Annotated in this window: 19 protein-coding genes; 11 read left to right on the top strand and 8 right to left on the bottom strand. The window is 65.7% G+C overall.

Annotation, left to right across the window (positions count from 1 at the left end):
• Window positions 1-51 precede the first annotated feature (51 nt).
• The 3 genes from ABEA07_RS25415 to ABEA07_RS25425 are packed head-to-tail and all read right to left on the bottom strand — an operon-like array spanning window position 52 to window position 3,258.
• A complete protein-coding gene (locus ABEA07_RS25415) occupies window positions 52-1,413 on the bottom strand; it encodes a cache domain-containing protein (protein WP_345541366.1) in 1,362 nt (453 codons plus the stop codon).
• A gap of 25 nt (window positions 1,414-1,438) precedes the next feature.
• Window positions 1,439-2,311: a YbgC/FadM family acyl-CoA thioesterase gene (locus tag ABEA07_RS25420; protein ID WP_345541368.1), complete on the bottom strand. Its 873-nt coding sequence runs from the start codon at window positions 2,309-2,311 to the stop codon at window positions 1,439-1,441.
• A complete protein-coding gene (locus tag ABEA07_RS25425; protein WP_345541369.1) occupies window positions 2,308-3,258 on the bottom strand; it encodes an alpha/beta hydrolase in 951 nt (316 codons plus the stop codon). The genes ABEA07_RS25420 and ABEA07_RS25425 overlap by 4 nt, the downstream gene beginning before the upstream one ends.
• A gap of 68 nt (window positions 3,259-3,326) precedes the next feature.
• Between ABEA07_RS25425 and ABEA07_RS25430 the strand changes: the two genes are divergently transcribed.
• Window positions 3,327-4,463 carry an iron-containing alcohol dehydrogenase gene (locus tag ABEA07_RS25430; RefSeq protein WP_345541371.1) on the top strand — a complete coding sequence of 379 codons (1,137 nt, stop codon included), beginning with the start codon at window positions 3,327-3,329 and terminating at the stop codon, window positions 4,461-4,463.
• 28 nt (window positions 4,464-4,491) lie between these two features.
• On the opposite strand, the gene ABEA07_RS25435 is transcribed toward ABEA07_RS25430, so the two are convergent.
• Window positions 4,492-5,358, bottom strand: a complete 867-nt coding sequence (locus tag ABEA07_RS25435; protein WP_345541373.1) for a LysR family transcriptional regulator — start codon at window positions 5,356-5,358, stop codon at window positions 4,492-4,494.
• An 89-nt stretch (window positions 5,359-5,447) separates the two neighbouring features.
• On the opposite strand from ABEA07_RS25435, the gene bla reads away from it, so the two are divergent.
• The 9 genes from bla to ABEA07_RS25480 all read left to right on the top strand — a co-directional run bounded on the left by bla (window position 5,448) and on the right by ABEA07_RS25480 (window position 17,211).
• Entirely contained in the window at window positions 5,448-6,350 is a 903-nt protein-coding gene (gene bla / locus ABEA07_RS25440; RefSeq protein WP_345541374.1) for a class A beta-lactamase, read from the top strand.
• 445 nt (window positions 6,351-6,795) lie between these two features.
• Window positions 6,796-8,898, top strand: a complete 2,103-nt coding sequence (locus ABEA07_RS25445; protein WP_345541375.1) for an iron-containing redox enzyme family protein — start codon at window positions 6,796-6,798, stop codon at window positions 8,896-8,898.
• A gap of 8 nt (window positions 8,899-8,906) precedes the next feature.
• Complete coding sequence (locus ABEA07_RS25450) at window positions 8,907-10,748, top strand: carbamoyltransferase family protein (RefSeq protein ID WP_345541377.1); 1,842 nt, start codon at window positions 8,907-8,909, stop codon at window positions 10,746-10,748.
• A gap of 64 nt (window positions 10,749-10,812) precedes the next feature.
• Window positions 10,813-11,022: a hypothetical protein gene (locus tag ABEA07_RS25455; RefSeq protein ID WP_345541378.1), complete on the top strand. Its 210-nt coding sequence runs from the start codon at window positions 10,813-10,815 to the stop codon at window positions 11,020-11,022.
• Window positions 10,997-12,094: an SGNH/GDSL hydrolase family protein gene (locus ABEA07_RS25460; RefSeq protein ID WP_345541380.1), complete on the top strand. Its 1,098-nt coding sequence runs from the start codon at window positions 10,997-10,999 to the stop codon at window positions 12,092-12,094. The genes ABEA07_RS25455 and ABEA07_RS25460 overlap by 26 nt, the downstream gene beginning before the upstream one ends.
• A gap of 160 nt (window positions 12,095-12,254) precedes the next feature.
• Window positions 12,255-13,826 carry a carbamoyltransferase C-terminal domain-containing protein gene (locus ABEA07_RS25465; RefSeq protein WP_345541381.1) on the top strand — a complete coding sequence of 524 codons (1,572 nt, stop codon included), beginning with the start codon at window positions 12,255-12,257 and terminating at the stop codon, window positions 13,824-13,826.
• Between the two features lie 5 nt (window positions 13,827-13,831).
• The gene (locus tag ABEA07_RS25470) at window positions 13,832-15,181 is read left to right on the top strand and encodes an ATP-grasp domain-containing protein (RefSeq protein WP_345541382.1); all 1,350 of its coding nucleotides are present in this window, start codon (window positions 13,832-13,834) and stop codon (window positions 15,179-15,181) included.
• Between the two features lie 49 nt (window positions 15,182-15,230).
• Entirely contained in the window at window positions 15,231-16,418 is a 1,188-nt protein-coding gene (locus ABEA07_RS25475) for an MFS transporter (RefSeq protein WP_345541383.1), read from the top strand.
• A complete protein-coding gene (locus tag ABEA07_RS25480; RefSeq protein ID WP_345541385.1) occupies window positions 16,396-17,211 on the top strand; it encodes an alpha/beta fold hydrolase in 816 nt (271 codons plus the stop codon). The genes ABEA07_RS25475 and ABEA07_RS25480 overlap by 23 nt, the downstream gene beginning before the upstream one ends.
• A gap of 63 nt (window positions 17,212-17,274) precedes the next feature.
• On the opposite strand, the gene ABEA07_RS25485 is transcribed toward ABEA07_RS25480, so the two are convergent.
• From ABEA07_RS25485 to ABEA07_RS25500, 4 genes are read right to left on the bottom strand one after another with little or no spacing between them, the layout of a single operon-like run.
• Window positions 17,275-17,496 (bottom strand): hypothetical protein, encoded by a 222-nt coding sequence (locus tag ABEA07_RS25485; protein WP_345541386.1) that lies wholly within the window; start codon window positions 17,494-17,496, stop codon window positions 17,275-17,277.
• A gap of 51 nt (window positions 17,497-17,547) precedes the next feature.
• Complete coding sequence (locus tag ABEA07_RS25490; protein ID WP_345541387.1) at window positions 17,548-18,621, bottom strand: patatin-like phospholipase domain-containing protein; 1,074 nt, start codon at window positions 18,619-18,621, stop codon at window positions 17,548-17,550.
• On the bottom strand, window positions 18,618-19,649 hold the full coding sequence (locus ABEA07_RS25495; RefSeq protein ID WP_345541389.1) for an acyltransferase family protein: 1,032 nt from the start codon (window positions 19,647-19,649) through the stop codon (window positions 18,618-18,620). Before ABEA07_RS25495 ends, ABEA07_RS25490 begins: the two co-directional genes overlap by 4 nt.
• Before the next feature lie 16 nt (window positions 19,650-19,665).
• Window positions 19,666-22,023, bottom strand: a complete 2,358-nt coding sequence (locus ABEA07_RS25500) for a Tex family protein (RefSeq protein WP_345541391.1) — start codon at window positions 22,021-22,023, stop codon at window positions 19,666-19,668.
• Between the two features lie 162 nt (window positions 22,024-22,185).
• Between ABEA07_RS25500 and ABEA07_RS25505 the strand changes: the two genes are divergently transcribed.
• Entirely contained in the window at window positions 22,186-22,749 is a 564-nt protein-coding gene (locus ABEA07_RS25505; protein WP_345541392.1) for a DUF2239 family protein, read from the top strand.
• Window positions 22,750-23,176: the final 427 nt, after the last annotated feature.

Below are 23,176 nucleotides of genomic sequence, written 5' to 3' on the forward strand. Positions count from 1 at the left end.
CCAAAGCCCCGCACGCCAAGTCCAAGCCAAAAAAAGAACAACGCCAAAACCTCACGCCCCCTCCAGGCTCTTCGCCGGCACGAAGGCCACGATCGCCGTCCCGCTGGCCGCCGAACGCACGTCCAGCCGCCCCCCGATGGCCGCAATGCGCTCGCGCATGTTGCGCAGCCCGATGCCGCGTCGCGGGTCGAGCTGCGTCGCTTCCACGTTGAAACCGACCCCGTCGTCGCCCACCTCCAGTCGCACGCCGCGCTCCTCGAAATCCAGCGCGATGCGCACCTGCCGCGCCCGCGCATGCTTGCGCACGTTGGTCAGCGCCTCCTGCGCAACGCGGAACAGCGCGGTCTTGACTTCCTCCGGCAGCTCGCGCGGCGCGCCGTGCACCGCGACCGAGGCGGCCACGGTGCCCTCGTCGCCGAACTCCGCGCCCAGCCTTTCCAGCGCCGCCGGCAAACCCAGCTGATCGAGCAGAGCCGGCCGCAGCCGATGCGAGATGCGGCGCACCTCCGACAGCGTCTCGTTGAGCCTCGCCACCGCCTTGGTCAGCACCACCGGCGCGGGGTGCTTCGCGCGCTCCAGCGCGTCCACCGCCGACTCCACCAGCAGCTTGGTCGACACCAGCGTCTGGCTGGTGCCGTCGTGCAGCTCGCGCGCCAGGCGGCCGCGCTCCTCCTCCTGCGACTGCACCACCTGGCGCGCCAGCAGGCGCAGCTTCGCCTCCGCCACGCGGTGCTCGCTGAGGTTGAGCAGCAAGCCACCGGCGCTCACCGCCGAGAGGCAGAGCGCTGCGATCCCGGCGATCCACAGCATGGTGGTCGTCACGTTGAGGTTCATCTGCCGGTCCAGCGTGTGCATGGCGCCGTGGATGTCGTCCAGGTACAGGCCGGTGCCGACCATCCAGTTCCAGCGTGGCAGCGCGGTCACGTAGCCCAGCTTGGGCGCGAGCTGCGCGCTGGAAGGCTTGCGCCATTCGTACTCGACGTAGCCGCCACCCGCGCGCGCCCGGGCGATCAGCGCCTGGATGGTGAAGCGCCCCTGCGAATCCTTCAGCTCCCAGAGGTTCTGGCCGACGAGGTCGGGTTGGCGCGAATGCATCAGCGAGCGGCCCTGCATGTCATAGACGAAGAAGTAGCCGTCGTTGCCGTAGTCCAGCGCCGCCAGCCGGTGCAGCGCCTCGGTGCGCGTCGCCTCGTCGTCCAAGCCTGTGTCGTACAGCGGCTGCACCACGCTGACCGCCAGCGCCACGTAGCTCCGGAGCTCGCTGCGGCGCTGGTTCATGTAGGTCTCTTCGATCAGCGCGCGCTCGCGCGCGGCCAGGTCGCGTTCCTGGTGGCGCACGGCCAGGGCCACCAGCACCAGGGCGACCAGCAGCGGCGCGACCGCCAGCGCGACGATCTTGAGACGCAGGTTCATGGCGCCCCTTCGCTCGCGGCCGAGCTCAGAGCGCGCGCCGCATCTCGATGTGGGCGATGCCCGCTTCCTCGAATGGCTCGCCGTACGCCTCGTAGCCCAGCCGCCGATAGAAATCCTCGGCGCTGCGCTGCGCATGCAGCGCCACCTGGCGGTCGCCGCGGGCCATCGCGGCTTTCTCCAGCGCCCGCAGCACCGCCGCGCCATGCCCGCCGCCGCGCAGCACGCGGTGCACCGCCATGCGCCCGATGCGTCCCTGGCCGGGCGTGCCGCCGGCCACCAGCCGGCCGGTGGCGATCACCTGGCCCAGGCGGTTCTGCGCCACCGCGTGCACGGCGCCTTCGTCGTGCTCGTCCCATTCGAGTTCCTTGGGAACGCGCTGCTCCTCGATGAAGACGCTGCGCCGCAGCGCGCCGGCGCCCTCGCCGAACTCGGTCCAGCTGCCGGTGCGCACCTCGCGCATGGGCTCGCCGGCCTCGTAGCCGGCCAGGATCTCGCGCAGCAACGGCGGCACCGGCTTCGAGGTCTGCGTGGCCGGATCTGCGAATACGTAGACCAGCTCGCAGCCGACCAGGAAGTCCTCGCCACGGAACAGACCGCCGTGGAAGAGGATGGACGAGTTGCCGACCCGCACGCACTTCATGCCGACGTCGAGCAGGTCGTCCACCCGCGCCGAGGCGTGGAAGTCGACGGTGGCCTTGCGCACGTACAGGTCGCCTTCCAGCTGGTGCATCGCCTCCTCGTAGGGCAGCGCCATCGCGCGCCAGTAGTCGGCGATCGCGGTGTCGAAGTACATCAGGTAATGGGCGTTGAAGACGATCTTCTGCATGTCCACCTCGGCCCAGCGCACGCGCAGGCGGTGGAAGAAACGGTAGTCGGACTTGCGGGTGGTCTCGGTCATGGTTGAAGGGCTTCCTGGAGGGCGCGCGCCGCGTCGGCCTGGGCCTGCAGCGCTTCGGGGATGGCACGGCCCATTTTGACGAATTCGTGGATCACGCCGCGGTAGATTTCCAGCGACACCGGCACGCCGGCCGCGCGCAGCTTGTCGGCATAGGCTATGCCCTCGTCGACCACGGGGTCGCATTCGGCCAGGCCGATCCAGGCCGGCGCCACGCCCTCGACGTCCTCGGCATTGAGCGGCGCAAAACGCCAGTCCTCGCGGTCGGCCCGCGTGTTGACGTATTGCGAGAAGAACCAGCTGATAAGCGCTTCGTCCAGCAGCGGCCCCTTGGCGAAGCGTCGGTGCGAGGGCGTGTCCTGGTGCGCCGTGGTGCCGGGGTAGAAGAGCATCTGCAGTGCCACCGGCAACCCGGCATCGCGCGCCAGGATGGCGCACACCGCCGCCAGCGTGCCCCCGGCGCTGTCGCCGCCGAGCGCGAAGCGGGAGCCGTCCAGGCCGAGGCCGCCGGCCTCGCTCGCCATGTACTGCAGTGCATCCCATGCATCGTTCGAGGCGGTCGGAAACTTGTGCGCAGGCGCGAGCCGGTAGTCCACCGACACCACCGCGCAGCCGCTTTTGCGGCTCAGCACGCGGCACAGCGTGTCGTGCGTAGCGATGCTGCCGACGGTGAAGCCGCCGCCATGGAAGAACAGCAGCAAGGGCACTTTGTCCTCCGACGGCGCGTACAGCCGTGCCGGCATCGGATGCCCGTCACGCGCGGGAATGCGGAAGTCTTCGATGCGTGCCAGGGCGGGCTTGGGCACTTCCAGCACGCCGGCCCCCTTCTCGTAGGCGGCCTTGGCCTCGGCCGGGCTGAGGGTGTAGTAAGGGGCCTGATGGGCGCGCGCCATCCGTTCGACCACGCCGGCCATCTTGGGGGTCAGCGGCGGCGTGAGGGTTGGGCTCATGGGCAAGAGGGTCGGTGCTTGTTAAATTGGAAGGCCCCGCATCGTAGCGTTCCCATTCCACGACACCCATGGCCCTCATCCAGTACCTGACCCAGATCCAGTTCGACTTCGGCGCCGTCCGGCTGCTGCGCAGCGAATGCGAGCGCATCGGCATCGGGCGCCCGCTCATCGTCACCGATGCCGGCGTACGCGCCGCGGGCATCCTGCAGAAAGCGGTCGACGCGCTGGAGGGCCTGCCCCACGCGGTGTTCGACGGCACGCCTTCCAACCCCACCGAAGCCGCGGTGCGTGCCGCCGCCGCGATCTACCGCGAGCAGGGCTGCGACGGCCTGGTCGCCGTCGGCGGCGGCTCGGCCATCGATTGCGCCAAGGGCGTGGCGATCGCCGCCACGCACGAAGGGCCGCTGAAGACCTACGCCACCATCGAGGGCGGCTCGCCGAAGATCACCGAAAAGGCCGCCCCGCTGATCGCCATCCCCACCACCAGCGGCACCGGCAGCGAGGTCGCGCGCGGCGCCATCGTCATCGTCGACGACCACCGCAAGCTGGGCTTCCACAGCTGGTCCCTGATGCCCAAGGCTGCCATCTGCGACCCCGAGCTCACGCTGGGCCTTCCGCCGCGCCTCACCGCCGCCACCGGCATGGACGCCATCGCGCACTGCATGGAAACCTTCATGTCGGCGGCCTTCAACCCGCCGGCCGATGGCATCGGCCTCGATGGGCTGCAGCGCGCCTGGCGCTACATCGAGCGGGCCACCAAGGACGGCAGCGACCGAGAGGCCCGGCTCAACCTGATGAGCGCCTCGATGCAGGGCGCGATGGCCTTCCAGAAGGGCCTGGGCTGCGTGCACTCGCTCAGCCACAGCCTGGGCGGCATCGATCCGCGCCTGCACCACGGCACGCTCAACGCCCTCTTCCTGCCGGCCGTGATCGCCTTCAATGCGGGTGCGGAATCGGTGCAGAAGGAGCAGCGCCTGCAGCGCATGGCGCAGGCCATGAATCTCGACTCGGCCGGCGACCTGGGCGCGGCGATCCGCGACATGAACGCCCGCCTGGGCCTGCCCAAGGGCCTGGCCGAGGTCGGCGTCACGCCCGCGATGTTCGAGCCGATCATCGACGGCGCGATGGCCGACCACTGCCACAAGACCAACCCGCGGCTGGCCACGCGCGAGGACTACCGGGTGATGCTCGAAACCTCGATGTAGGCCGGCAGCGCGCCAGACAGACAGCCCTTCATGGCATCTGCGCCCCGAGCCAGCGGCGGAACGCCTCCATGGCCGTGGTCGGCTTCCTCGACTTGAGCCGCGCCAGCCAGTAGCTGCCCGTCATCACCTCGGTCGGCAGCGGCCGCACCAGGCGGCCCTCGTCCAGTTCGCGCGCGAACATCGAGGCCGGCGCCAGCGCCACGCCGGCGCCCTGCATCGCGGCCTCCACCATCAGCCGCGACGAATCGAAGACCGGGCCGCGAATCGCCGGGCAGGCCGCGCCGGCCGCGGCGAACCAGGCAGGCCAATCCTCGGCCCGGTAGGAGCGCAGCAGCGTCTGCTTCGCCAGGTCCTTCGGCCGGACGATGCGCGCGGCCATCGCCGGCCCGCACAGCACAGCCAGCGGCGCCGCCATCAGATGCTCGCATTTCAATCCCGGCCAGTTGCCGTCGCCGAAGCGGATCGCGAAATCCAGCCCTTCGCCCGCGAGATCGACCACGTTGTTGTGCGTCATGAGGCGCAGGTCGACGTAGGGGCAGTCGTGCTGGAAGGCGCGTAGACGCGGCAGCAGCCATCCGACCGCAAAGGTGCCCACGACGCCGACTGTCAGCACCTCGAAGAAGCGGCCGTTGTCGAACTGTTGGACCACAGCCTCCATGCGGCCGAAGGACTCGGCCAGCACCGGCAACAGCGCCTGCCCCTCGTCGCTGAGCGCGAGCCCGCGCGGCAGCCGGCGGAACAGCGTCACGCCCAGCCTGGCCTCGAGGCCGCGCACCTGCTGGCTGACGGCGGCCTGCGTCACGTTCAGCTCGGCTGCCGCGAGCGTGAAGCTGAGATGCCGGGCGGAGGATTCGAAGGCGCGCAGCGCGTTCAGGGGCAGGTGGGTGCGAGCCATTAGAAATTCTTGGGTGAGGCAGCAAATACTATCGTTTGCGCCGAAAGCGGCATTCACGGAGAGTCGCTGGCTTTCAGGAGCAGCAACCCATGCATCGACGTCAGTTCAACAGCGGCCTTCTTCTTTCGCTGGCCGCCCTTTCCTCCCATGCCCGCGCGACCGGTGCGGGCTCGCTCGCCGCCCGCCTGGCGCAGATCGAGAAAGACAGCGGAGGCCGCCTCGGCGTGACCGTGCTCGACAGCGGAAGCGGCCGGCAGGCGGGCCACCGGCAGGACGAGCGCTTCCCTTTGTGCAGCACTTTCAAATGCCTCGCAGCCGCGCTGGTTCTCGCCCGTGTCGGCCGAGGCCAGGAGCGGTTGGAGCGCCGCGTCCGCTACACGCGCGACGAACTGGTGACCTACTCGCCCGTGACGGAAAAGCATGCCGGCCAGGACGGCATGACGATGGCTGGCTTGTGCGAAGCCGCGGTCACGCAGAGCGACAACACGGCCGGCAACCTGATGCTGGCCAGCTTCGGCGGCCCGGCCGGCCTCACGGCCTTCATGCGCTCCATCGGCGATGCGCACACGCGGCTGGACCGCATCGAGACCGCGCTCAACGAGGCGCGCCCCGGCGATCCGCGGGACACCACCACCCCCGCAGCCATGGCCATCAGCATGCAAAAGATTCTCTTGGGTGATGCCCTGTCGCCGGCTTCCCGTGCCCAGTTGCTGCAATGGCTGGACGACAACAAGACCGGCGACCAGCGCATCCGCGCGGGCGTGCCTGCGAACTGGAAGGTCGGCGACAAGACCGGCTCGGGCGACAACGGCACCGCCAACGACGTGGCAATCCTGCGCCCGCCGGGCCGTGCGCCCGTGCTGCTGTCGGTTTACCTGACTGGCACTGGCACTGGCACTGGCACTGGCGCCGGTGCCACGCTGGCGCAGCGCAACGCGACGATCGCCGCGGTCGGCGCCGCGGCGGCGACGTGGGTCAACGCCGACACTTGACCCCAAGTCGATCCCTCCTTCAGGGCATCGCATTGTTGAAAGAGAGCGCTTGACACTCATACATTGCTCCCATAGCATCCGCCCGCCGCATCGAGTCCGACTTCGATGCAGGCATCCAGAAACGGGAGAAATGAAGAATGAATAAGACGTTCCTTGAGTGGGTGAGTTTTCTGCCCCATCACGAGTGGTTCTCCACCAGCCCGCAGGCTCGGCGTTCGTAATTCGCTGAGCGACCCTTTCGGCCAAATCCCCTCCGGCCTTCTTCGCGGGCCTTGCTTCGTCGTCGCCGGCTATGGCGCAACGTTCGCATGCTCCGCTGCAGGGGCGGGTTTGCGCTGGTGGTCGCGCTTCGACATCGATCATGCAAGCCTCAACAGCCGAAGTCGGCAACGTGCAGCGTCATTCCAGAGCTGCGTGCACCGCATCGGAGCTTTGCTGTCGTCTCTTGACGACAGAGCTCGGCCAGATGGCGTCTCGGGAAGCGCTGGCATTCATCACGAAGTGCCACGACAACGGCCCCAACCCGCGGCCCGCATGCAGTCCTCATGTGTTGGCCGAAGAGTTGCTGGGTATGGCAGAAAGCGCCTGCGCTCCATTCGGTTTCGGCATCGGTGCCGACACGAGGGCTGTGGAGGCCTTTGTCCTGCTGCAGAACGCGCCAAACGGTTTGCTCGCTGGCTGCGTGCTGCAGAACATGGCCAATGCATCCAACAGCCATGGCGAAATCGCTTCTCTCGCCCATCGCGTCCACGCTTGGCAACTGGGAAAGGGGCGCTTGGCCGACAACCACAGCCTGCTCTACAGACGCCTGCTGGAAGCTTCGGGCTATGACCTCCCCTTGGTCAGCTCCCCACGACTTTTCGATAGTGCGCCATTCCTGTCCTCCTCATGGACTCTCGCGGCCTATCGATTGAGTCTCTCGGTGTTTCCCGATCGCCACTGGCCCGAGATCCTCGGCGCTGCGTTGTTCGAGGTGGCCGCACCGATGTCATCCTGGATCGCGATGGGGGCTGAAGCGGGGAGCATTGCAAAGAGCCGGTACGTGCTGGCTCGCTTCGGCGACGGTCGCCTCGATGCGATCGATGCATTGAAGAAGGCCATCGGCAGAGTTCTTGATCAGCTCAGTCTCACAAGCGAGCCCGAATCGACATCTGCCCATCAGGCTGTTTCAGGCATTGCCCGTGGCTTCGTGGTGTCGCTTCGTCTCTTGTCCTTGTGGCAAGACGAAGTCATTCATCACATCGAGGCCGGTGGCCTGTCCCCCGCGCATGCAATGGTTGACCTCGTCCGTCGCAAAGGGATGCACGCCGCGGGATATCACGGTCGCCTGAGGCTGGCCGGCAAGACTTTCGATGAACGCATCGTCGATGATCCCGCAGGCTTCGTGAGCGACTTGGCATGCAGCCCTTGGGTGGTTCCCGGCAACCCCGAGTGCAGCCCTTTGCTGAGAAAGCTGATTGCCTTCGGCGGCCCTATGTTTCGCGTCTTTTCCGAGCAGGAGGTCGAAACGATCCATGCGTGGATCAAATCGCTCGCCGTCGAAGCGGCTGCCCCATTGCCTGGGCCCGCCTTGAAACCAGTCGAGCACCGTCTCGATACGACACCCATCGAACAGGCCACCGCGTCGGATGAGGTCCGCGATGCAAAGCTGAGTCCCCGTGATCTCTTTCATCGCCTGATGAATCCCGAGTGGAATGACGATGCGCAGAAACAGGCCTTGGCCTTCGCATCGCGTTGGCTTGCGCGCGCCAAGGCCGTGCTCCACCGACGACCCGACCCTCTGCCTTTCGACAGTTATACGCATCAGCGATTCAGGCGCTGGTTCGCGGACCGGTCTGCCGCACAGGTGCGCGCCTACGGTGGCCCTCAACGAGCGGTCACGAAGTCGCGCGAGGCCGTCATCGATGAAGCTGTCCAGTTGTGTCCCACGATTCTCGTCGATGGTGCCTGGCTGCAACGCTGGACGAACGCAGGGCTCGCCGAAACGAGCATCGGCGCGATCTTGTACAAGATCTTCTCCGACGAGATCGGCAATGGGGACACGGTTCAGAACCATCCCAACATCTACCGCCGCTTGATGCACCAAATGGGCGTCAAGCTGCATGACGTGCGCTCCGCGGAGTTCGCGCACGACCCTCTGTTCGACGATGCCGCGTTCGAGGTGCCTGCGTTCTGGCTCAGTGTGTCGATGTTCCCTTCGCGCTTCCTACCCGAGACGCTCGGCCTGAACTTGGCGATGGAGCTGTCGGGCGTGGGCGGTGCCTACCGCACAGCGCGGGACGAGCTGGCGCACTATGGATTCGACACCCTGTTCGTCGACTTGCACAACACGATCGACAACGTCTCGACCGGTCATTCCGCAATGGCGGTCGAGGCGATCGAACTGCTCATGGATGAAGCGATGGCATCGCACGACGCGCTTCATGTGTCCGAAAGCTGGCAGCGCGTCTGGACCGGATTTCTCTCTCTTTCCCCGCCGAAGGTCGGATGGAAAGAGTTGTTCGTCGCTCCGCGCTATCGCGCCGGGCGCCCGCTACCTACCCGTTGAGCACGATTGTGAGTTCTTACCTGCTTGGCCTTTCATATGGCTACCACGACAGCGCAGTGGCCCTTCTGCGAGACGGTCACATCATGGCTGCTGCGCAGGAGGAGCGCTTCAGCCGGGTCAAACACGATCCACGCTTTCCTGTCCATGCGTTGCGCTACTGCCTGCGCGAGGCCGGCATCACGCTCGACCAAGTCGACTCCCTCTACTACTACGAGAATCCCGGCAGGAAGCTCGGGCGCATCGTTTCGACATGCTTCAACTTCGGGCTGCAGGGCTTTCGCACTTTCGTGACCGACTTGCCGGATTGGTTGACGAGCAAGGTGCATGTCAGGCAGAACTTGCGCCGCGACCTCGCTGCGCATTTCGGAGATGCTTGGTCGCACCCTCAGATCGACTACATCGACCACCACGAGTCCCACGCCGCATCGGCCTTTTTTCCGAGCCCGTTCCAAGAGGCTGCGGTGCTTTGCATCGACGGTGTGGGCGAGTGGGCCACCACCAGCGCTTGGACTGGGAGCCGCAACACACTGCAACCGCTGTGGGAAGTGAGGTTTCCGCACTCGCTCGGCCTGCTGTACTCGGCCATGACCTGGTTCTGCGGCTTCAAGGTCGACTCCGGCGAATACAAGCTGATGGGCTTGGCCCCATATGGCAAGCCACGCTTCGTGCAAGTCATTCTTGACCACCTGATCGAGATCCAGGCCGACGGTAGCTTCTGGTTGAACATGGAGTACTTCGACTATGCGGTCGGCAACTGCATGGTCAGCGACAAGTTCTCGCGGTTGTTCGGTGGCCCCCGACGCGAGCCCGAAGGCGCCATCACACGGCGCGAGTTCGATCTGGCTGCATCGATCCAGGAGGTCCTCGAACTGGCCATCCTGCGCCTTGCACGCTCCACTCGGGACCGTACCGGCCTGCGACATCTTTGCCTGGCCGGCGGAGTAGCGCTCAACTGTGTTGCCAATGGCAAGCTGCTGGCTCAGAAGCTGTTTGACGACATCTGGATCCAACCCGCAGCGGGTGACAGCGGAGCAGCACTTGGCGCCGCGCTCGCCGGATGGCACATGCGCCAACAGCAGCCTCGCGCCACCGCGGCGCTGGATCGCATGCAGTCATCGCTGCTCGGCCCCTCTTACACCGACGCAGAGATCGACACAGCGCTGCGCACGCAGCGCGCAGTGTTCTCACGCCTCTCCGACGCCCAGCTATGCCCGACAGTGGCCCAACTGCTTGCGCAGGGCCACGTGGTCGGGTGGTTTCAAGGTCGCATGGAGTTCGGCCCTCGTTCGCTCGGTGCTCGCTCCATCCTCGGCGATCCGCGCAATCCGGCAATGCAAAGCGTCATGAATCTCAAGATCAAAAACCGCGAGTCGTTCCGGCCATTTGCGCCTGCGGTATTGGAAGAGCATGCCCACGGGTGGTTTCAGATCGACGGCCCGAGCCCCTACATGCTCTTTGTGGTGGGCGTCCAGGACGCACATCGCTTATCTGCAACACCCGAGGAGCAAATGCTGGATGGCATCGACCGCCTGAAATGCGTGCGCTCCGCCATCCCGGCGGTGACGCACGTGGACTATTCAGCGCGTGTACAGACTGTGGGCCGCAGCGCCATTCCGCGCTTTCGCGAACTACTTGAGCAGTTTCATCAACAGACGAACTGCCCGGTGCTCGTCAACACCTCGTTCAACGTGCGAGGCGAGCCCATCGTCGAAAGCCCATCACAGGCCTACCTGTGCTTCATGCGAACCCAGATGGACTACCTCGTGCTCGGCAACTTCCTACTTCGGAAAAGCGAGCAACCCGCGCTCACGGAAGTCACGGATTGGCGCGAGGAGTTCGCGCTTGATTGAGTTCACGACCTCCCCCGGCGAAAGCTGAGTCAATCAACCAACCCGATGCCCAGGTACGCCCCACATGAAGATCCTCATCAAGACCGTTTTGTCAGCCGTCTTCTCGGTGCTCTTTCCACTGGTGGTCGTGCCGATCGGCTGGCTGATCCGGCTGCTCTTCGACCCTCTCCACCTGGCCAGGCCTCGGCGCTCCCTGACCTCCGACCACGTTCTCCCGCATCCGCAGCCATCCCTGAAGGACAGAACCGATGAGCAACCGTCCACTCACGCATGATGAAGCCGTTCGCGAGGTCTACCGTTTGACGCCTCAGATCCGGGACTACGACGAGTTCATGTACCTGGGCGTGCGATGGCTCGCCTACACCATGTTCTTCCACCACGCGAACTATCGGTCGCAGGCCATCAACACGGACGCGCTGGGGTTTCGCTTCAGCGATCACCGAGGGCGAGCGATCGGCGTTGCCGACCACCAGTCAGACAGGCCGATCAATCTGCTGGTTGGTGGATCGACCGCGCTGGGCACGGGCGCAACCGCGGATGGGTGGACTGTGGCATCCCGGCTCAGCCACCACACCGGCGATCCCTGGCTGAACTTCAGCGGCAGAGGCTACAACGCGGTGCAAGAGTTGCTGCTCTTTCTGATGCATCAGCATCGATTCAATCGCATCGGGCATGTGGTGATTCTCAGCGGCATCAATACGCTGGCGCTCGAAGGCCTGCCCGACAACCTGGCCACGGAACACGGGCGCTACTACTACTCGTTCGAGTACGAGCATTACATGAACCGCTACAACGAAGACCTGAAGCGCAGAGCCAATACCTACGCCTCCGAGCTCGATCAACGGGCCAAGGGCTTTCTGGCGCGCTGCCTCGGCAAGCTCCTCGACGAAGACCAGAATCCAGCCGACATGGTCATCACCGACGACGGCACCGATACACGAGAGCGTGTCCGGCGCGCGGCCTGGGTGGTCAGCCACGCTTTGGGGCAGTGGCAGCAACTCCTGGCAGGCACAGGTGCAACGCTCAGCTTCGTGCTGCAGCCGATGGCGTACTGGACACGCGACTTCCTCACCCTGGAAGAGCAGGAGGTCTTTCACGCCATCGACAGCTGTCCAAACAACTTCTGGCGGCTTTTCAGCCGAATCCTCGGCAAGGAGGTTCACGCGCCCTTTGCGAGCGCGATCAAGGCCGTCTGCAATGACAAGCGCATCGGCTTTGCTGACATGAATCAGCTGCTGCAGGATTCGCCTCTGATCGACACCTCACTGTTCGTCGATCGCGTTCACTTCAACGACCAGGGTTACGACGAGCTGGCCCGGCTCGTCGCACGGCACGTCATTCATTGACCCCAAAAAGGAGTACGCATGCATTCATCCAAACCAGTCAAAACCGGCTTCTGGGCCGCGGTGCAGGCACTGCTCGGCAAGGTGTTGCGCCGCAAGAAGAAGACACAGAACTCCATCTATCCGCTGCGTTAGATCCGTCAAGCATTCTGAGGGAGTACAAATGAAGATCTTTGCAATGAAGCCCGGGCACGACGGCTCGGTGGCCCTGGTGGACGCAGCCGAAGGCAAGCTGGAGTGGTCGTTCGAGCCTGAGAAGGACAGCTTCCCTCGCTATGAGGCGTTCAACCCCGAGCAGTTCGTCTACGCGGCGGAGCAACTGGGTGCCGTCCCGGACGTGTTCGCCATCAGCGGATGGGGCAAGAACTCCCTGGCTGCCAGCGCACCGATCGGCGCCGGCTATTACGGGCATGACCGGGCCGCAGTCCAGCACCGCCGGGCGCGACTGTTCGGCACCGAGGTCACGCACTTCACGAGCAGCCACGAGCGCTCGCACATCTGGTCGAGCTACGCGCTGTCACCGTTCGAGCAGGGCCGGCCCTGCTATGTACTGGTGTGGGAAGGCGCTCTGGGTGATTTCTATTGCGTGGACGAGCGCCTGCAGGTCCACAAGGTTGGGCGCGTGATGATGACGCCGGGCAACAAGTATGCGTTTCTCTACGCACTGGCCGATCCCACCTTTACCCTGCCCAAGGGAAAGTTGCGCAACGAGGATCCAGGCAAGCTGATGGCACTGTGCGCCTACGGCGAGTCCGGACCGATGACGCCGGAAGAACGGGAACTCACGGAGTTCATGCTCCAGCGCGACAGCATCCTGGCCACACTGTCCAAGGAGGATCTGCGCGCATCGAAGTATTACAACATCGGTCTGCAACATCCGGAGTTCACGCGCTTGGCCAAGCGCTACTCCGACGAGATCTTCGACCGCTTCTACCAGTATGCGAAGGCCCACCTGACTCAGAACTACCCTCTGCTGATCTCGGGGGGGTGCGGCCTCAATTGCGACTGGAACACGATGTGGCGCGATAGCGGCCTGTTTGCCGATGTCTTCATACCACCATGCACCAACGACACAGGCGCCTCCATCGGCACGGCGGTTGACGCCATGCGCGAGTTCACCGGGCGCGCAAAGCTCGAGTGGAGCGTGTATTGCGACAAGCCCTTCGTGGACGACGCGCCCGTCATGCCCGGCGTCGAGTGCCGCCCGCTTGACTTGAAAGAAGTAGCGGCCTTCCTTTCAAGAGGACACGTCGTCGCATGGACCCAGGGCCGATGCGAGATGGGGCCGCGTGCGCTGGGCAATCGCTCATTGCTGGCGGCGCCGTTCGACATTGCGACCCGCGATCGCCTCAACGCCATCAAGAGGCGGGAAGGGTTTCGACCCATTGCTCCCATCTGCCTGGAAGAAGAGGTCTCGCGTCACTTTGACTGGCAGGGACCCTCGCCGCACATGCTGTACTTCCAGAAAGTCCGCAACGTCGAACTCCGGGCCGTCACCCATGTCGACGGAACTGCCCGCGTACAGACCGTCAATGCACGGCAGAACCCGTCGATGCACTCGCTGCTGCAGGAGTTCCAGCTCATCAACGGGGCAGGCGTCCTGTGCAACACATCCCTGAATTTCAACGGGACCGGCTTCATCAATCGAACGAGCGATCTGTATGCGTACTGCCGCGATGCCGGCATCGATGCCTTCGTCTACGACGACCAATTCTGCGTGCTTTCAAAACTGTGAGGTGAATGATGTCCAGGATCCTGTATGTTTATGCACCAGCGGGCCCTCCGCTCGACTACTGCTTTCCCAAGATCGCCGCGCGCGGCGAGGTTCATACGTGCATCGTGAGCCCGCCATCCGAGCACAACAGCGCGATTCTGCGCCGTTACAGCGCGAGCATCAGCGACTTCACCTCCCTTCTCCCGGCCCAGGCGCTGCAGCAGGTGCGCGAACGGGCGCGTGAGATCGAGCCCGACGCAGTCTTCACGTTCTCGGAGTTCCTGCTCAAGTCGGTGTCCGAAATTGCTGCCGAGCTCGGCCTGCGCAGCGTCGGGCCCCACATCGACCGGGGTCGCAACAAGGTGTTGATGCGGCAAAGATGGAAAGAAACCAGCGTTCCACAACCCGAGTTCCGGCCCATACGGTCGGAGGCCGAGGTAACGCGGATCGCCGAGCTGCAGTTTCCGGTGCTGGTCAAGCTGGCCTACGGCGCCGGCTCGATCGGACAGCAGATCGTGCGCAGCATGGCTGAAGTCGATGGAGCCATAGGACGGCTTCTGCATGCAACGGCGGCTGCACGGCGCGCCGGCAAGCATGAATTTGCCGAGTCCACCGGCTTCCCTTTGCTGATCGCCGAGGAAGTGATCGATTCGACCACGGAGTCCTGGTACGACGATGACGGCTATGGCGACTACCTCAGCGTGGAGGGGCTGGTACGTGATGGCATCTATCATCCTCTGGCGATGACCGGGCGGCTGCGTACCATCCCGCCATTCACGGAACTGGGCAACCTCGCGCCCTGCGTGCTTTCCTCCGACAAGAAGCAACAGGTGGTCGCGCAGATCGCCAAGGCCGTCGACGCGCTGGAATTTCGGGACTGCGCGACGCACACCGAAATCAAGTTGATGGCCAACGGTCAAATGGCGTTCCTGGAAACGGCGGCTCGCATGGGGGGCGTGGCCATCGCCAAGGAACTCGACCATGTCTTCGGCATCGACTACGTCGATCTGTTCCTTTCCGTGCTGCTTGGCGACGATGTGCGCATCCCCGCTTTTGAAGAATGCCCGCCGCGCGGGGCCGCGGCTTCGGTGGCGGTGATCGCCTGCGACAGCCGCGGAAGCCCTTGGCGCAGCCAGCGCGCCTTTTCACCCGGTGCGGTGGACTGGGCCGGGCTGGTTGATAACCAGGCCGAGGTGTGCATCGAGCTGGCGCAATCCATTCCGATCGGCAGCCAGGTACCTCCATATGACGGGGCCGGCGGCTTGCTCAACTACGCGGGGCAAGCCTTTCTGGTCAGCGGATCCGCGGCCTCTCTGAAGACCGCCGCCTATCGGTTGCTGGACGGACTCGAACAGCACCTCCCTGCCATGAGGTAACCCACCGATGCAGCCAACTCCTGCGCGCGCAAGCGCGATCCTTTGGACCGTGAACCTGGCATCCATTGCCGCCAGTGTCTTCACGTATGTCTATCTGGCCTACTACGTTTACACGACAACAGGATCGCTGGTGCTTTCCGAGGCCGTCGTGCTCGCACCAATGGTCATTCCGGTCCTGATGTGCCTGGCGATCAACCGCATTGCCGGGTCGGGCTCACCCCGCGGGATCCTGATGGCGGCCAATGCAGCAGGGCTCTTGGTGGCGTTTGTGACCTACATGACTGTGGAGCGTCACTTTGCGGTGGCCTTGGTTGGCGCCCTCCTGATCGGTTTGGTGGACGCGATTCAGCGGGTGGCGCGCACCGTCGCCATCAAGCGGTACTTCGCGGCTGCAGACGTGAAGTACGCGGTGCCGATCACCTTGACCGCGCAATTCATCGCAGGTGCTATCGCGGGCGTGGCCTTGTCGTTCTATCAAGGCGAAGTCACACCGCGGGTGGCAGCAGCCATCACCGTATCCGGTTTCCTTGTCGCCGCTGCCGCTGCAGCTTTGCTGCCCGGATTGCCCTCGCTGGCTGCCTCCGGCAATGCGCCACAACTCAAGGGCCTGGGTACAGTAGGGACGCTGAAAGCACTGCTTGCGCAGGATGTACAGCTGCGCAGGCACTTCATGGCTTTCGTCATTGTTGTCAGCACGTTGCAAGGATTCTTCAACGTCTCTCGCGTCGCACTTCCGCTGCATGTCCTGCAGTTGCCTCAAAGCTTTGTCGGGTACCTGCAGATCATCGGCGCCACGGCCGCCCTGATCGCGGCACTTGCCTTTGCGTTGCTCGGACGGGTAGGTCTTGCACTGGGTCGCCGTACAACGGCGCTCATCACGACTGCCTGCTTATTCGCGATGGTGGGAGCCACAACATCCCACAACGTGGCTGCCAGCTACACGCTCTATGCGTTGTACATGTTTTCCTGGGAGATACTCTTTTTCAAGTATCAGTCTGATCTGGTGAATGCCACGCCGTCAGAGCGCATGGCGCTGGTTGCGACCTTTCAATACGCGGCCGTCTACGCGGGCATGCTGATGACTGGCTTGGCGGGAGGTTTCGTTGTTGAGGCAGTGGGCCTGCCACTTTGTGCCACGGCCTTTGCGTTGGTGTACCTATCGGCCATGTCCTGGAATGTGGCGAGCACCGGCAGAGCCACGGAGTCCGTACGCGATGCCGTCGCAACAACGCGATGAGGTGATCATGATGAGTCATCCAGCGAACGCATTGGTGATGATCCACGGGTTGCTCGGCCCCCTCGACTTCTTTGATCCGCACACCCTGCTGCCTGGCATCGACGTGCATGCGCCCGACCTGCCGAACTACCGCTCGCAGCCCCCGCACAGATGGGGCCATGGCGACGCCCTCGCGCTGAAGCGGCACGCGGAGTGGATCGCCGACTACATCCGCTCGCACATTGATCGACCCATCTGCCTGCTCGGCCATAGCGTCGGCGGTGCCATCGCCATGCTGACGGCAAGTCTTGCGCCAGATCTCGTGCGCATGGTCATCAATGTGGAAGGTAACTTCACGCTGAACGATGCGTTCTGGTGCCGCAGGATCGCCTCCCTGAGCGATGACGCATGGGAGGCGGAGTATCGCGCGATGCAAGCCAGTCCGGCCGCTTGGCTGGAGAGTGGCCGCATCGAGGTGACCGGGCAGCGGTTGAAGTGGGCCCAGGAAATTCTCCACAACCAGTCCGCGGCCACCGTGTTGGCGATGGCCCGCGCCGTCGTTCGCGACACCGGCGCCCCCGAATACCTGGCAGCCGTCAAGAAGGTGGTGGCCAAAGGCATCCCTGTGCATCTGGTGGCCGGGGAAAGATCGCGCGACGGCTGGGATGTGCCGCCATGGGTCCGGTCCGCCGCTGCCAGCAGCGTCGTGCTGCCAAGCCTGGGCCACATGATGATGCTTGAAGCGCCGGTGCCATTTTGCGCAGCCATCGGCGATATCGTCGCAACAGCCGAGACATCGCCGCACCCGCCATGACAGACGTGTTCTTTGCGCAGCGCCAGAGCCGCGCGCCCGGGGAGCCTGGTTTGGGGGGCTGCCTCAGCCCTTGCGGCCCCCAAACACCACCAGCGCCCCACCGATCACGATCGCGGCCACGCCGACCCAGGTGGGGAAGTTGACGGTCTCCTTCTCCTTCACCGACAGCTCGATCGGCCCGATCTTGGCCTGGTGGGTCTCCTTCGTGAAGCTGAAACCGCCCATGCCGATGGCCGCGATACCGGCGACGATCAGGATGAGGCCGATGATTCGGGTGGCATTCATGGTGGGTCCTCCTCGAAATGAAATGCAGGCCCGACTGTAGCCGCCCGTGGATCAGAGCGGCTGCACGTCCTGCACCGGACTGCCGCGCCGCAGCCAGTCGGCGAGTTCGTCCGCCAGCCGGCGCGCCTCCCGCGCCGCGATGCCCCAGGCGCGAATGCGGGATGGCGCGTCGTTGCCGTAGCGGATGAAGTCATTCCGGTCGGGCAGCTTCGCGTTCGGCAGGCCGCGCACCCAGTTCGGGTCCGGCGCGAGCACCACCGTGCGCTCCAGGAAGCGCGTGGGCTTGTGGCGCCACTTCAAACCCTTGTCCAGCCAGCCCGGCACCACGGCCTTCTGGAAGTGCGGGTAGAGCACGATGCCGTCCGGCGCGCTGTAGTTCAGGTGCAGGTGGTAGTCGGTGATGCCGCCGTCCCAGTAGGCGCCGCGCGGCGCGCCGGGTATGTCATGGACGGCTTCGAGCAGGAATGGAATCGAACAGGAGGCCTGCAGCGCGAGTTCGAAGTTCGCTTCGGCCAGCGGGACCTGCCGCGTGCGGAAGTCCTGCGTGCCGAAGGGCAGCGAGGCGCCGGGGCTGGAGAACACCACGCGCTCCAGCCAGGCGCCCAGGCTCTTGCGGTGCACGCTGTTGGTGATGAAGGCTCCCAGGTAGCCGGCCGGCGTGCGCGCCCTGCCCTCGCGGCCCAGGATGTGGCGCCCGCGCGCGGTGATCACGTGCAGCCGGTAGCGCGGCTGCGCGAGCACCTCGCCGATGCGGCCGCCGTAGAAACCGCGCAACCCTTCGGCAAACTTCGCGCTGACCTGCTTCGCATTCAGGCGCTTCTGCCCCGGCGGCACCTCGAAGTGCTGGTGGATGTAGCCGTGCTCGAACTGCTCGAAGGCCGTCTTCGGGTCGCGGAGGCAGGCGTTGGCGAGCCGCCAGGCACCGATGGAGGCGCCCACCAGGTCCACCGGCTGCGTGGACTGGGGCAGCCACTCGCAGAACAGGAAGCGGTCGATGGGCCCGAGGATCAGCCCCTTCGGCCCACCGGCCGCGCCCGGTACGGTGCGCACGTCGGCCGGTGCCAGGCCGTGCGCGGCGATGTGCGCCCGCGCCGCCGGACCTGCGTGGATGCGCAGCGCCTTCATCGCTTGCCGACCAGCACGCCCAGATTCAGCGCCTGCAACACCCCCCCGATGGCCAGTCCGCCGGCCAGCGTGACGGCCACCACCGCCGCCTGGCCCCAGGCACCGGCATGGGCCTCGGCGAGGCGCGTGAAGCCGGTGCTGCGGCAGATTTCCAGCAGGCCGACGTTGGCCACGTAGATGGAGAAGGTGTTGCGGCCGACCAGCGCCACCGCCCGGCCGATGATGCCTGGCGGCCGGGCCGCCGCCACGGGCGCACGGTCGGCCGCGATGGCGCTGGCGAGCAGCAGCAACGAGGCCATCGTCACGGTGAGCGACAGATAGGCCGAGTGCTCGGTGAACAGCGCGCTTTCGATGGGCGCGGCGAGCAGGAGCAACAGGCCGACGATCGCCAGCCCCGGCTTGCGGCCCAGCTCACCGCGCGCGAGTGCGATGCCCATTGCCACATAGGGAATCCAGTAGACGAACAGGCGATCGCCCACGGCCGAGATGAAGCGGTGCTCGAACAGCCAGTAGCCTGCCGCCACGTTCAGTGCCACGCCGGCGGCAATGACCGGCAGCGTCGGCGCGTCAGCGACCCATCGCCGCAGCAGCGGAAACAGCAGGGTCAACTGGAACAGGATGACGAAGTAGTACTGCCCCGACCAGCCATAGCCGCCGAACCAGCCGCCCACGACGGTGTGCAGCGGCGTGGCCGCCAGGCGGCCTTCGTAGAACTTTCCGAGGTAGAGCAGCGTCCAGGCGATGTAGGCCACGCCCAGTTCGACCAGCCGCTGCAGCAGGTAGGCGCCGTGCGTCTCGCGGGGCCGGCGCGCCAGCGCCTTTTCGAGGTAGTAGGCCCACAGCCCGATGAACACCGGCACGCCGAAGCGGAAGATGTCCTGGAAGGGCATGCCGGCGTGAATGCAGACCACGCCGACGATGGCGGCAGCCTTCAGCCAGTCCGCATGAAGATCGCGCACACCCGCTTCGCTTCGCACGCCCGCATGGGGCGCTGGCATGGCGGGGCGGGAGTCAAAGGGCGTGTTCATGCATTCATCCGGCCGGTCAGGACTTGCGAAGCCCCTGCAGCTTGGCGAAGGCGTTGGCCATCTGCCCCGCCGGCTGCGGCGAGTTGTCGCGGCGCGGCCCTTGCTGGCCGCGCCCGGCGCCTTCGAAGCGGTTCTCGCGCGGGCCGTCGCGGCGTCCGGGTGCGGCATCCAGCTTCATCGACAGGCCGATGCGCTTGCGCGCCACGTCCACCTCCATCACCTTGACCTTGACAATGTCGCCGGTCTTCACCACCTCGCGCGCATCGTTGACGAACTTGTGCGAGAGCTGGCTCACGTGCACCAGGCCGTCCTGGTGCACGCCCAGGTCGACGAAGGCGCCGAACTGGGCCACGTTGCTCACGGTGCCTTCGAGCACCATGCCCTCGACCAGGTCCTTGATGTCTTCCACGCCCTCGTTGAAGCGCGCCACCTTGAAGTCGGGGCGCGGGTCGCGGCCGGGCTTTTCCAGCTCGCCCAGGATGTCCTTCACCGTGATGACGCCGAACTTCTCGTTGGCGAAGAGTTCGGGCTTGAGCGTCTTGAGCATCTCGGCGCGGCCCATCAGCTCGCCGATCGGCTTGCCGGTCTTTTCGATCATCTGCTCGACCACCGGGTAGGTCTCGGGGTGCACGCCCGTCATGTCCAGCGGGTTCTCGCCGCCTCGGATGCGCAGGAAGCCGGCGCTCTGCTCGAAGGTCTTGCTGCCGAAGCCGGTCACGTCCAGCAACTGCTTGCGGGTGGCAAAAGCGCCGTTCGACTCGCGCCAGCGCACCACCGCCTTGGCCACGCCCGCCGACAGGCCCGAGACGCGCGACAGCAGCGGCACGCTCGCGGTGTTGAGGTCCACGCCTACGGAGTTCACGCAGTCCTCGACCACCGCGCTCAGGGTGCGTGCCAATTCGCTCTGGTTCACGTCGTGCTGGTATTGGCCCACGCCAATGGATTTGGGATCGATCTTCACGAGTTCGGCCAGCGGATCCTGCAGCCGGCGCGCGATGCTGGCAGCGCCACGAAGGCTGACATCCACGTCAGGCATTTCCTGCGAGGCGAACTCGCTGGCGGAGTAGACCGAGGCGCCGGCCTCGCTCACCACCACCTTGTCCACCTTCGGCGCCGGGGCGCCGGCCTGGTCGCTCATCCTGGCCAGCAGCTTGATCAGGTCGGCGGCCAGCTTGTCGGTTTCGCGGCTGGCGGTGCCGTTGCCGATCGCGATCAGGTTGACGCCGTGCTTGGCGCACAGCTTGCCCAGCGTGTGCAGCGAGCCCTCCCAGTCGCGCCGCGGCTCGTGCGGGAACACGGTGGCGGTGTCGACCAGCTTGCCGGTGGCATCGACCACCGCCACCTTCACGCCGGTGCGGATGCCCGGGTCCAGGCCCATCACCACGCGGGGGCCGGCCGGCGCGGCGAGGAGCAGGTCGCGCAGGTTGTCGGCGAAGACCTTGATGGCGACCTTCTCGGCCTCTTCGCGCAGGCGCGCGAAGAGGTCGCGCTCGGTCGACAGCGACAGCTTCACGCGCCAGGTCCAGGCCACGCACTTGCGCAGCAGGTCGTCGGCCGCGCGGCCCGCGTGGCTCCAGCCCAGGTGCAGCGCGATCTTGCCCTCGGCGATCGAGGGCTTGCCGGGCTCCGGCTCCACGGGCAGCGCCAGCCTGGCATCCAGGATGTCCTGCGCCCGGCCGCGGAACACGGCCAGCGCGCGGTGCGAGGGCACGCGGCCGATCGGCTCGTCGTAGTCGAAGTAGTCGCGGAACTTGGCGACGTCGGGGTTGTTCTCGTCCTTGCCCGCCATCAGGCTGGACTTGAACAGGCCCTCGGCCCAGAGCCATTCGCGCAGGCTCTGCACCAGCACCGCGTCCTCAGCCCAGCGTTCGGACAGGATGTCGCGCACGCCGTCGAGTACCAGTTGCACCGTGGAGAAGTCCAGCCCGTCGGCGGCCGGCTTGACGAAGGCCGCGGCTTCCTCGGCGGGGTTCAGCGTGGGGTCGGCGAAGAGCTTGTCGGCCAGCGGCTCGATGCCCGCCTCGCGCGCCATCTGGCCCTTGGTGCGGCGCTTGGGCTTGTAGGGCAGGTAGAGGTCTTCCAGTTCCTGCTTGGTGGGCGCGGCATCGATGGCGGCGCGCAGCTCGGGCGTGAGCTTGCCCTGCTCCTCGATGCTCCTGAGCACCGCCGCGCGGCGCTCTTCGAGTTCGCGCAGGTAGGCGAGACGGGCCTCGAGCTCGCGCAGCTGCACGTCGTCGAGGCCGCCGGTGGCCTCCTTGCGGTAACGGGCGATGAAGGGCACGGTGGCACCGCCGTCGAGCAGATCGACGGCGGCCTTCACCTGGTGCTCGCCGACCTTGATCTCGGCGGCGAGCTGGCGGGTGATTTTCTGCATGGGAGGGAGTAGCGGGACGGCGGCGCGCAGCGGACGGGCCGGGGAGTGAGGATGAGATCGGGAACGGGCAAGTTTGCCATAGGGCCGGCGCGTCACGCCCTGCCTGGAATTTTCACCCGGGTAGATTGCGAAAGCGGTTTTGCCCGGGTATTATTTCGCCCCATGACCTTTGCTCCGGACTCCACGATCACCGCTTTCGCCGGCTACACGCGCATTGCCGCGGGCCCGCAGGCCGAGGTCCTGGCTCTGCTTCGCAGCCGTGCCGATGCGGAGCCGCCTTTCGTATTCGACGACCGCACCGGCGAGCGGCTCGACCTCGACCTGCGCCCCACCGGCGCCACGCCGGCGACCGAGCCCGGCGCCGACGAACAGGCCACCCGCACCGTCGGCCGTCCCAAGCTGGGCGTGGTCGCGCGCGAAGTCACTTTGCTGCCCCGCCACTGGGACTGGCTCAGCCGCCAGCCTGGCGGTGCCTCGGTGGCGCTGCGCCGCCTGGTCGACGAGGCGCGCCGCGTGCATGCGGATCGCGATGCGCAGCGCGCCTCGCGCGAAGCCGCCTACCGCTTCATGAGTGCGATCGCGGGCGACCTGCCCGGCTTCGAGGAGGCGGCCCGCGCCTTGTTCGCCGGCGAGCGGGCACGTTTCGCGACACTGGTCGAACCCTGGCCCGCGGACCTGCGCGCCTATCTGCATCAACTGGCCGCCGCGGCGTGGAGCGCCGCATGAGATGTCCTGTGTCAGGCCTGGGTTTGCTGCATCTTCCTCTTGCTACTCTGGGAGAGGGTGGGGGGGAAGGCTCTGGGTCTTTGTTTTGGCGCTGTTTTTGTTGTTGGTCGGGAGGCTGGGATTGGCCACGCGGGGCTTTGTTTTGGCCTTGTTGGTTGGTTGGCGCAGGAGCCTTGAATTTGCCTCTTGGGTCTTTGTTTTGGCCTTGCTTGTTGTGTGGCGCAGGAGCCGGGAATTCGCCCCGGCGGGCGAGTTACTTTCTTTGTCTCGCCAAAGAAAGTAACCAAAGAAAGGCGACCCCACTGCGCGTGTCCCTGCGCTTCGCTACGGGCAACCTGCGGTGCTCGTACATCCGGCCCCGCCGCAGAACTCGCTGCGTTCACTTCGTTCACTACGCTCAAACAGCTGCGGCGAGTCAGTTCACGAA

The sequence above is a fragment of the Variovorax defluvii genome, from assembly GCF_039541515.1.
Lineage (GTDB): Bacteria > Pseudomonadota > Gammaproteobacteria > Burkholderiales > Burkholderiaceae_C > Variovorax > Variovorax defluvii.

Excerpts from the sequence above, each read along its gene's own strand:
- ABEA07_RS25505 (WP_345541392.1), top strand. The coding sequence starts at position 22,186 with ATGACCTTTGCTCCGGACTCCACGATCACCGCTTTCGCCGGCTACACG.
- ABEA07_RS25485 (WP_345541386.1), bottom strand. The coding sequence starts at position 17,496 with ATGAATGCCACCCGAATCATCGGCCTCATCCTGATCGTCGCCGGTATC.
- ABEA07_RS25415 (WP_345541366.1), bottom strand. The coding sequence starts at position 1,413 with ATGAACCTGCGTCTCAAGATCGTCGCGCTGGCGGTCGCGCCGCTGCTG.
- ABEA07_RS25420 (WP_345541368.1), bottom strand. The coding sequence starts at position 2,311 with ATGACCGAGACCACCCGCAAGTCCGACTACCGTTTCTTCCACCGCCTG.
- ABEA07_RS25470 (WP_345541382.1), top strand. The coding sequence starts at position 13,832 with ATGATGTCCAGGATCCTGTATGTTTATGCACCAGCGGGCCCTCCGCTC.
- ABEA07_RS25500 (WP_345541391.1), bottom strand. The coding sequence starts at position 22,023 with ATGCAGAAAATCACCCGCCAGCTCGCCGCCGAGATCAAGGTCGGCGAG.
- ABEA07_RS25425 (WP_345541369.1), bottom strand. The coding sequence starts at position 3,258 with ATGAGCCCAACCCTCACGCCGCCGCTGACCCCCAAGATGGCCGGCGTG.
- ABEA07_RS25460 (WP_345541380.1), top strand. The coding sequence starts at position 10,997 with ATGAGCAACCGTCCACTCACGCATGATGAAGCCGTTCGCGAGGTCTAC.
- ABEA07_RS25435 (WP_345541373.1), bottom strand. The coding sequence starts at position 5,358 with ATGGCTCGCACCCACCTGCCCCTGAACGCGCTGCGCGCCTTCGAATCC.
- ABEA07_RS25480 (WP_345541385.1), top strand. The coding sequence starts at position 16,396 with ATGCCGTCGCAACAACGCGATGAGGTGATCATGATGAGTCATCCAGCG.
- ABEA07_RS25495 (WP_345541389.1), bottom strand. The coding sequence starts at position 19,649 with ATGAACACGCCCTTTGACTCCCGCCCCGCCATGCCAGCGCCCCATGCG.
- ABEA07_RS25465 (WP_345541381.1), top strand. The coding sequence starts at position 12,255 with ATGAAGATCTTTGCAATGAAGCCCGGGCACGACGGCTCGGTGGCCCTG.
- ABEA07_RS25455 (WP_345541378.1), top strand. The coding sequence starts at position 10,813 with ATGAAGATCCTCATCAAGACCGTTTTGTCAGCCGTCTTCTCGGTGCTC.
- bla (WP_345541374.1), top strand. The coding sequence starts at position 5,448 with ATGCATCGACGTCAGTTCAACAGCGGCCTTCTTCTTTCGCTGGCCGCC.
- ABEA07_RS25430 (WP_345541371.1), top strand. The coding sequence starts at position 3,327 with ATGGCCCTCATCCAGTACCTGACCCAGATCCAGTTCGACTTCGGCGCC.
- ABEA07_RS25490 (WP_345541387.1), bottom strand. The coding sequence starts at position 18,621 with ATGAAGGCGCTGCGCATCCACGCAGGTCCGGCGGCGCGGGCGCACATC.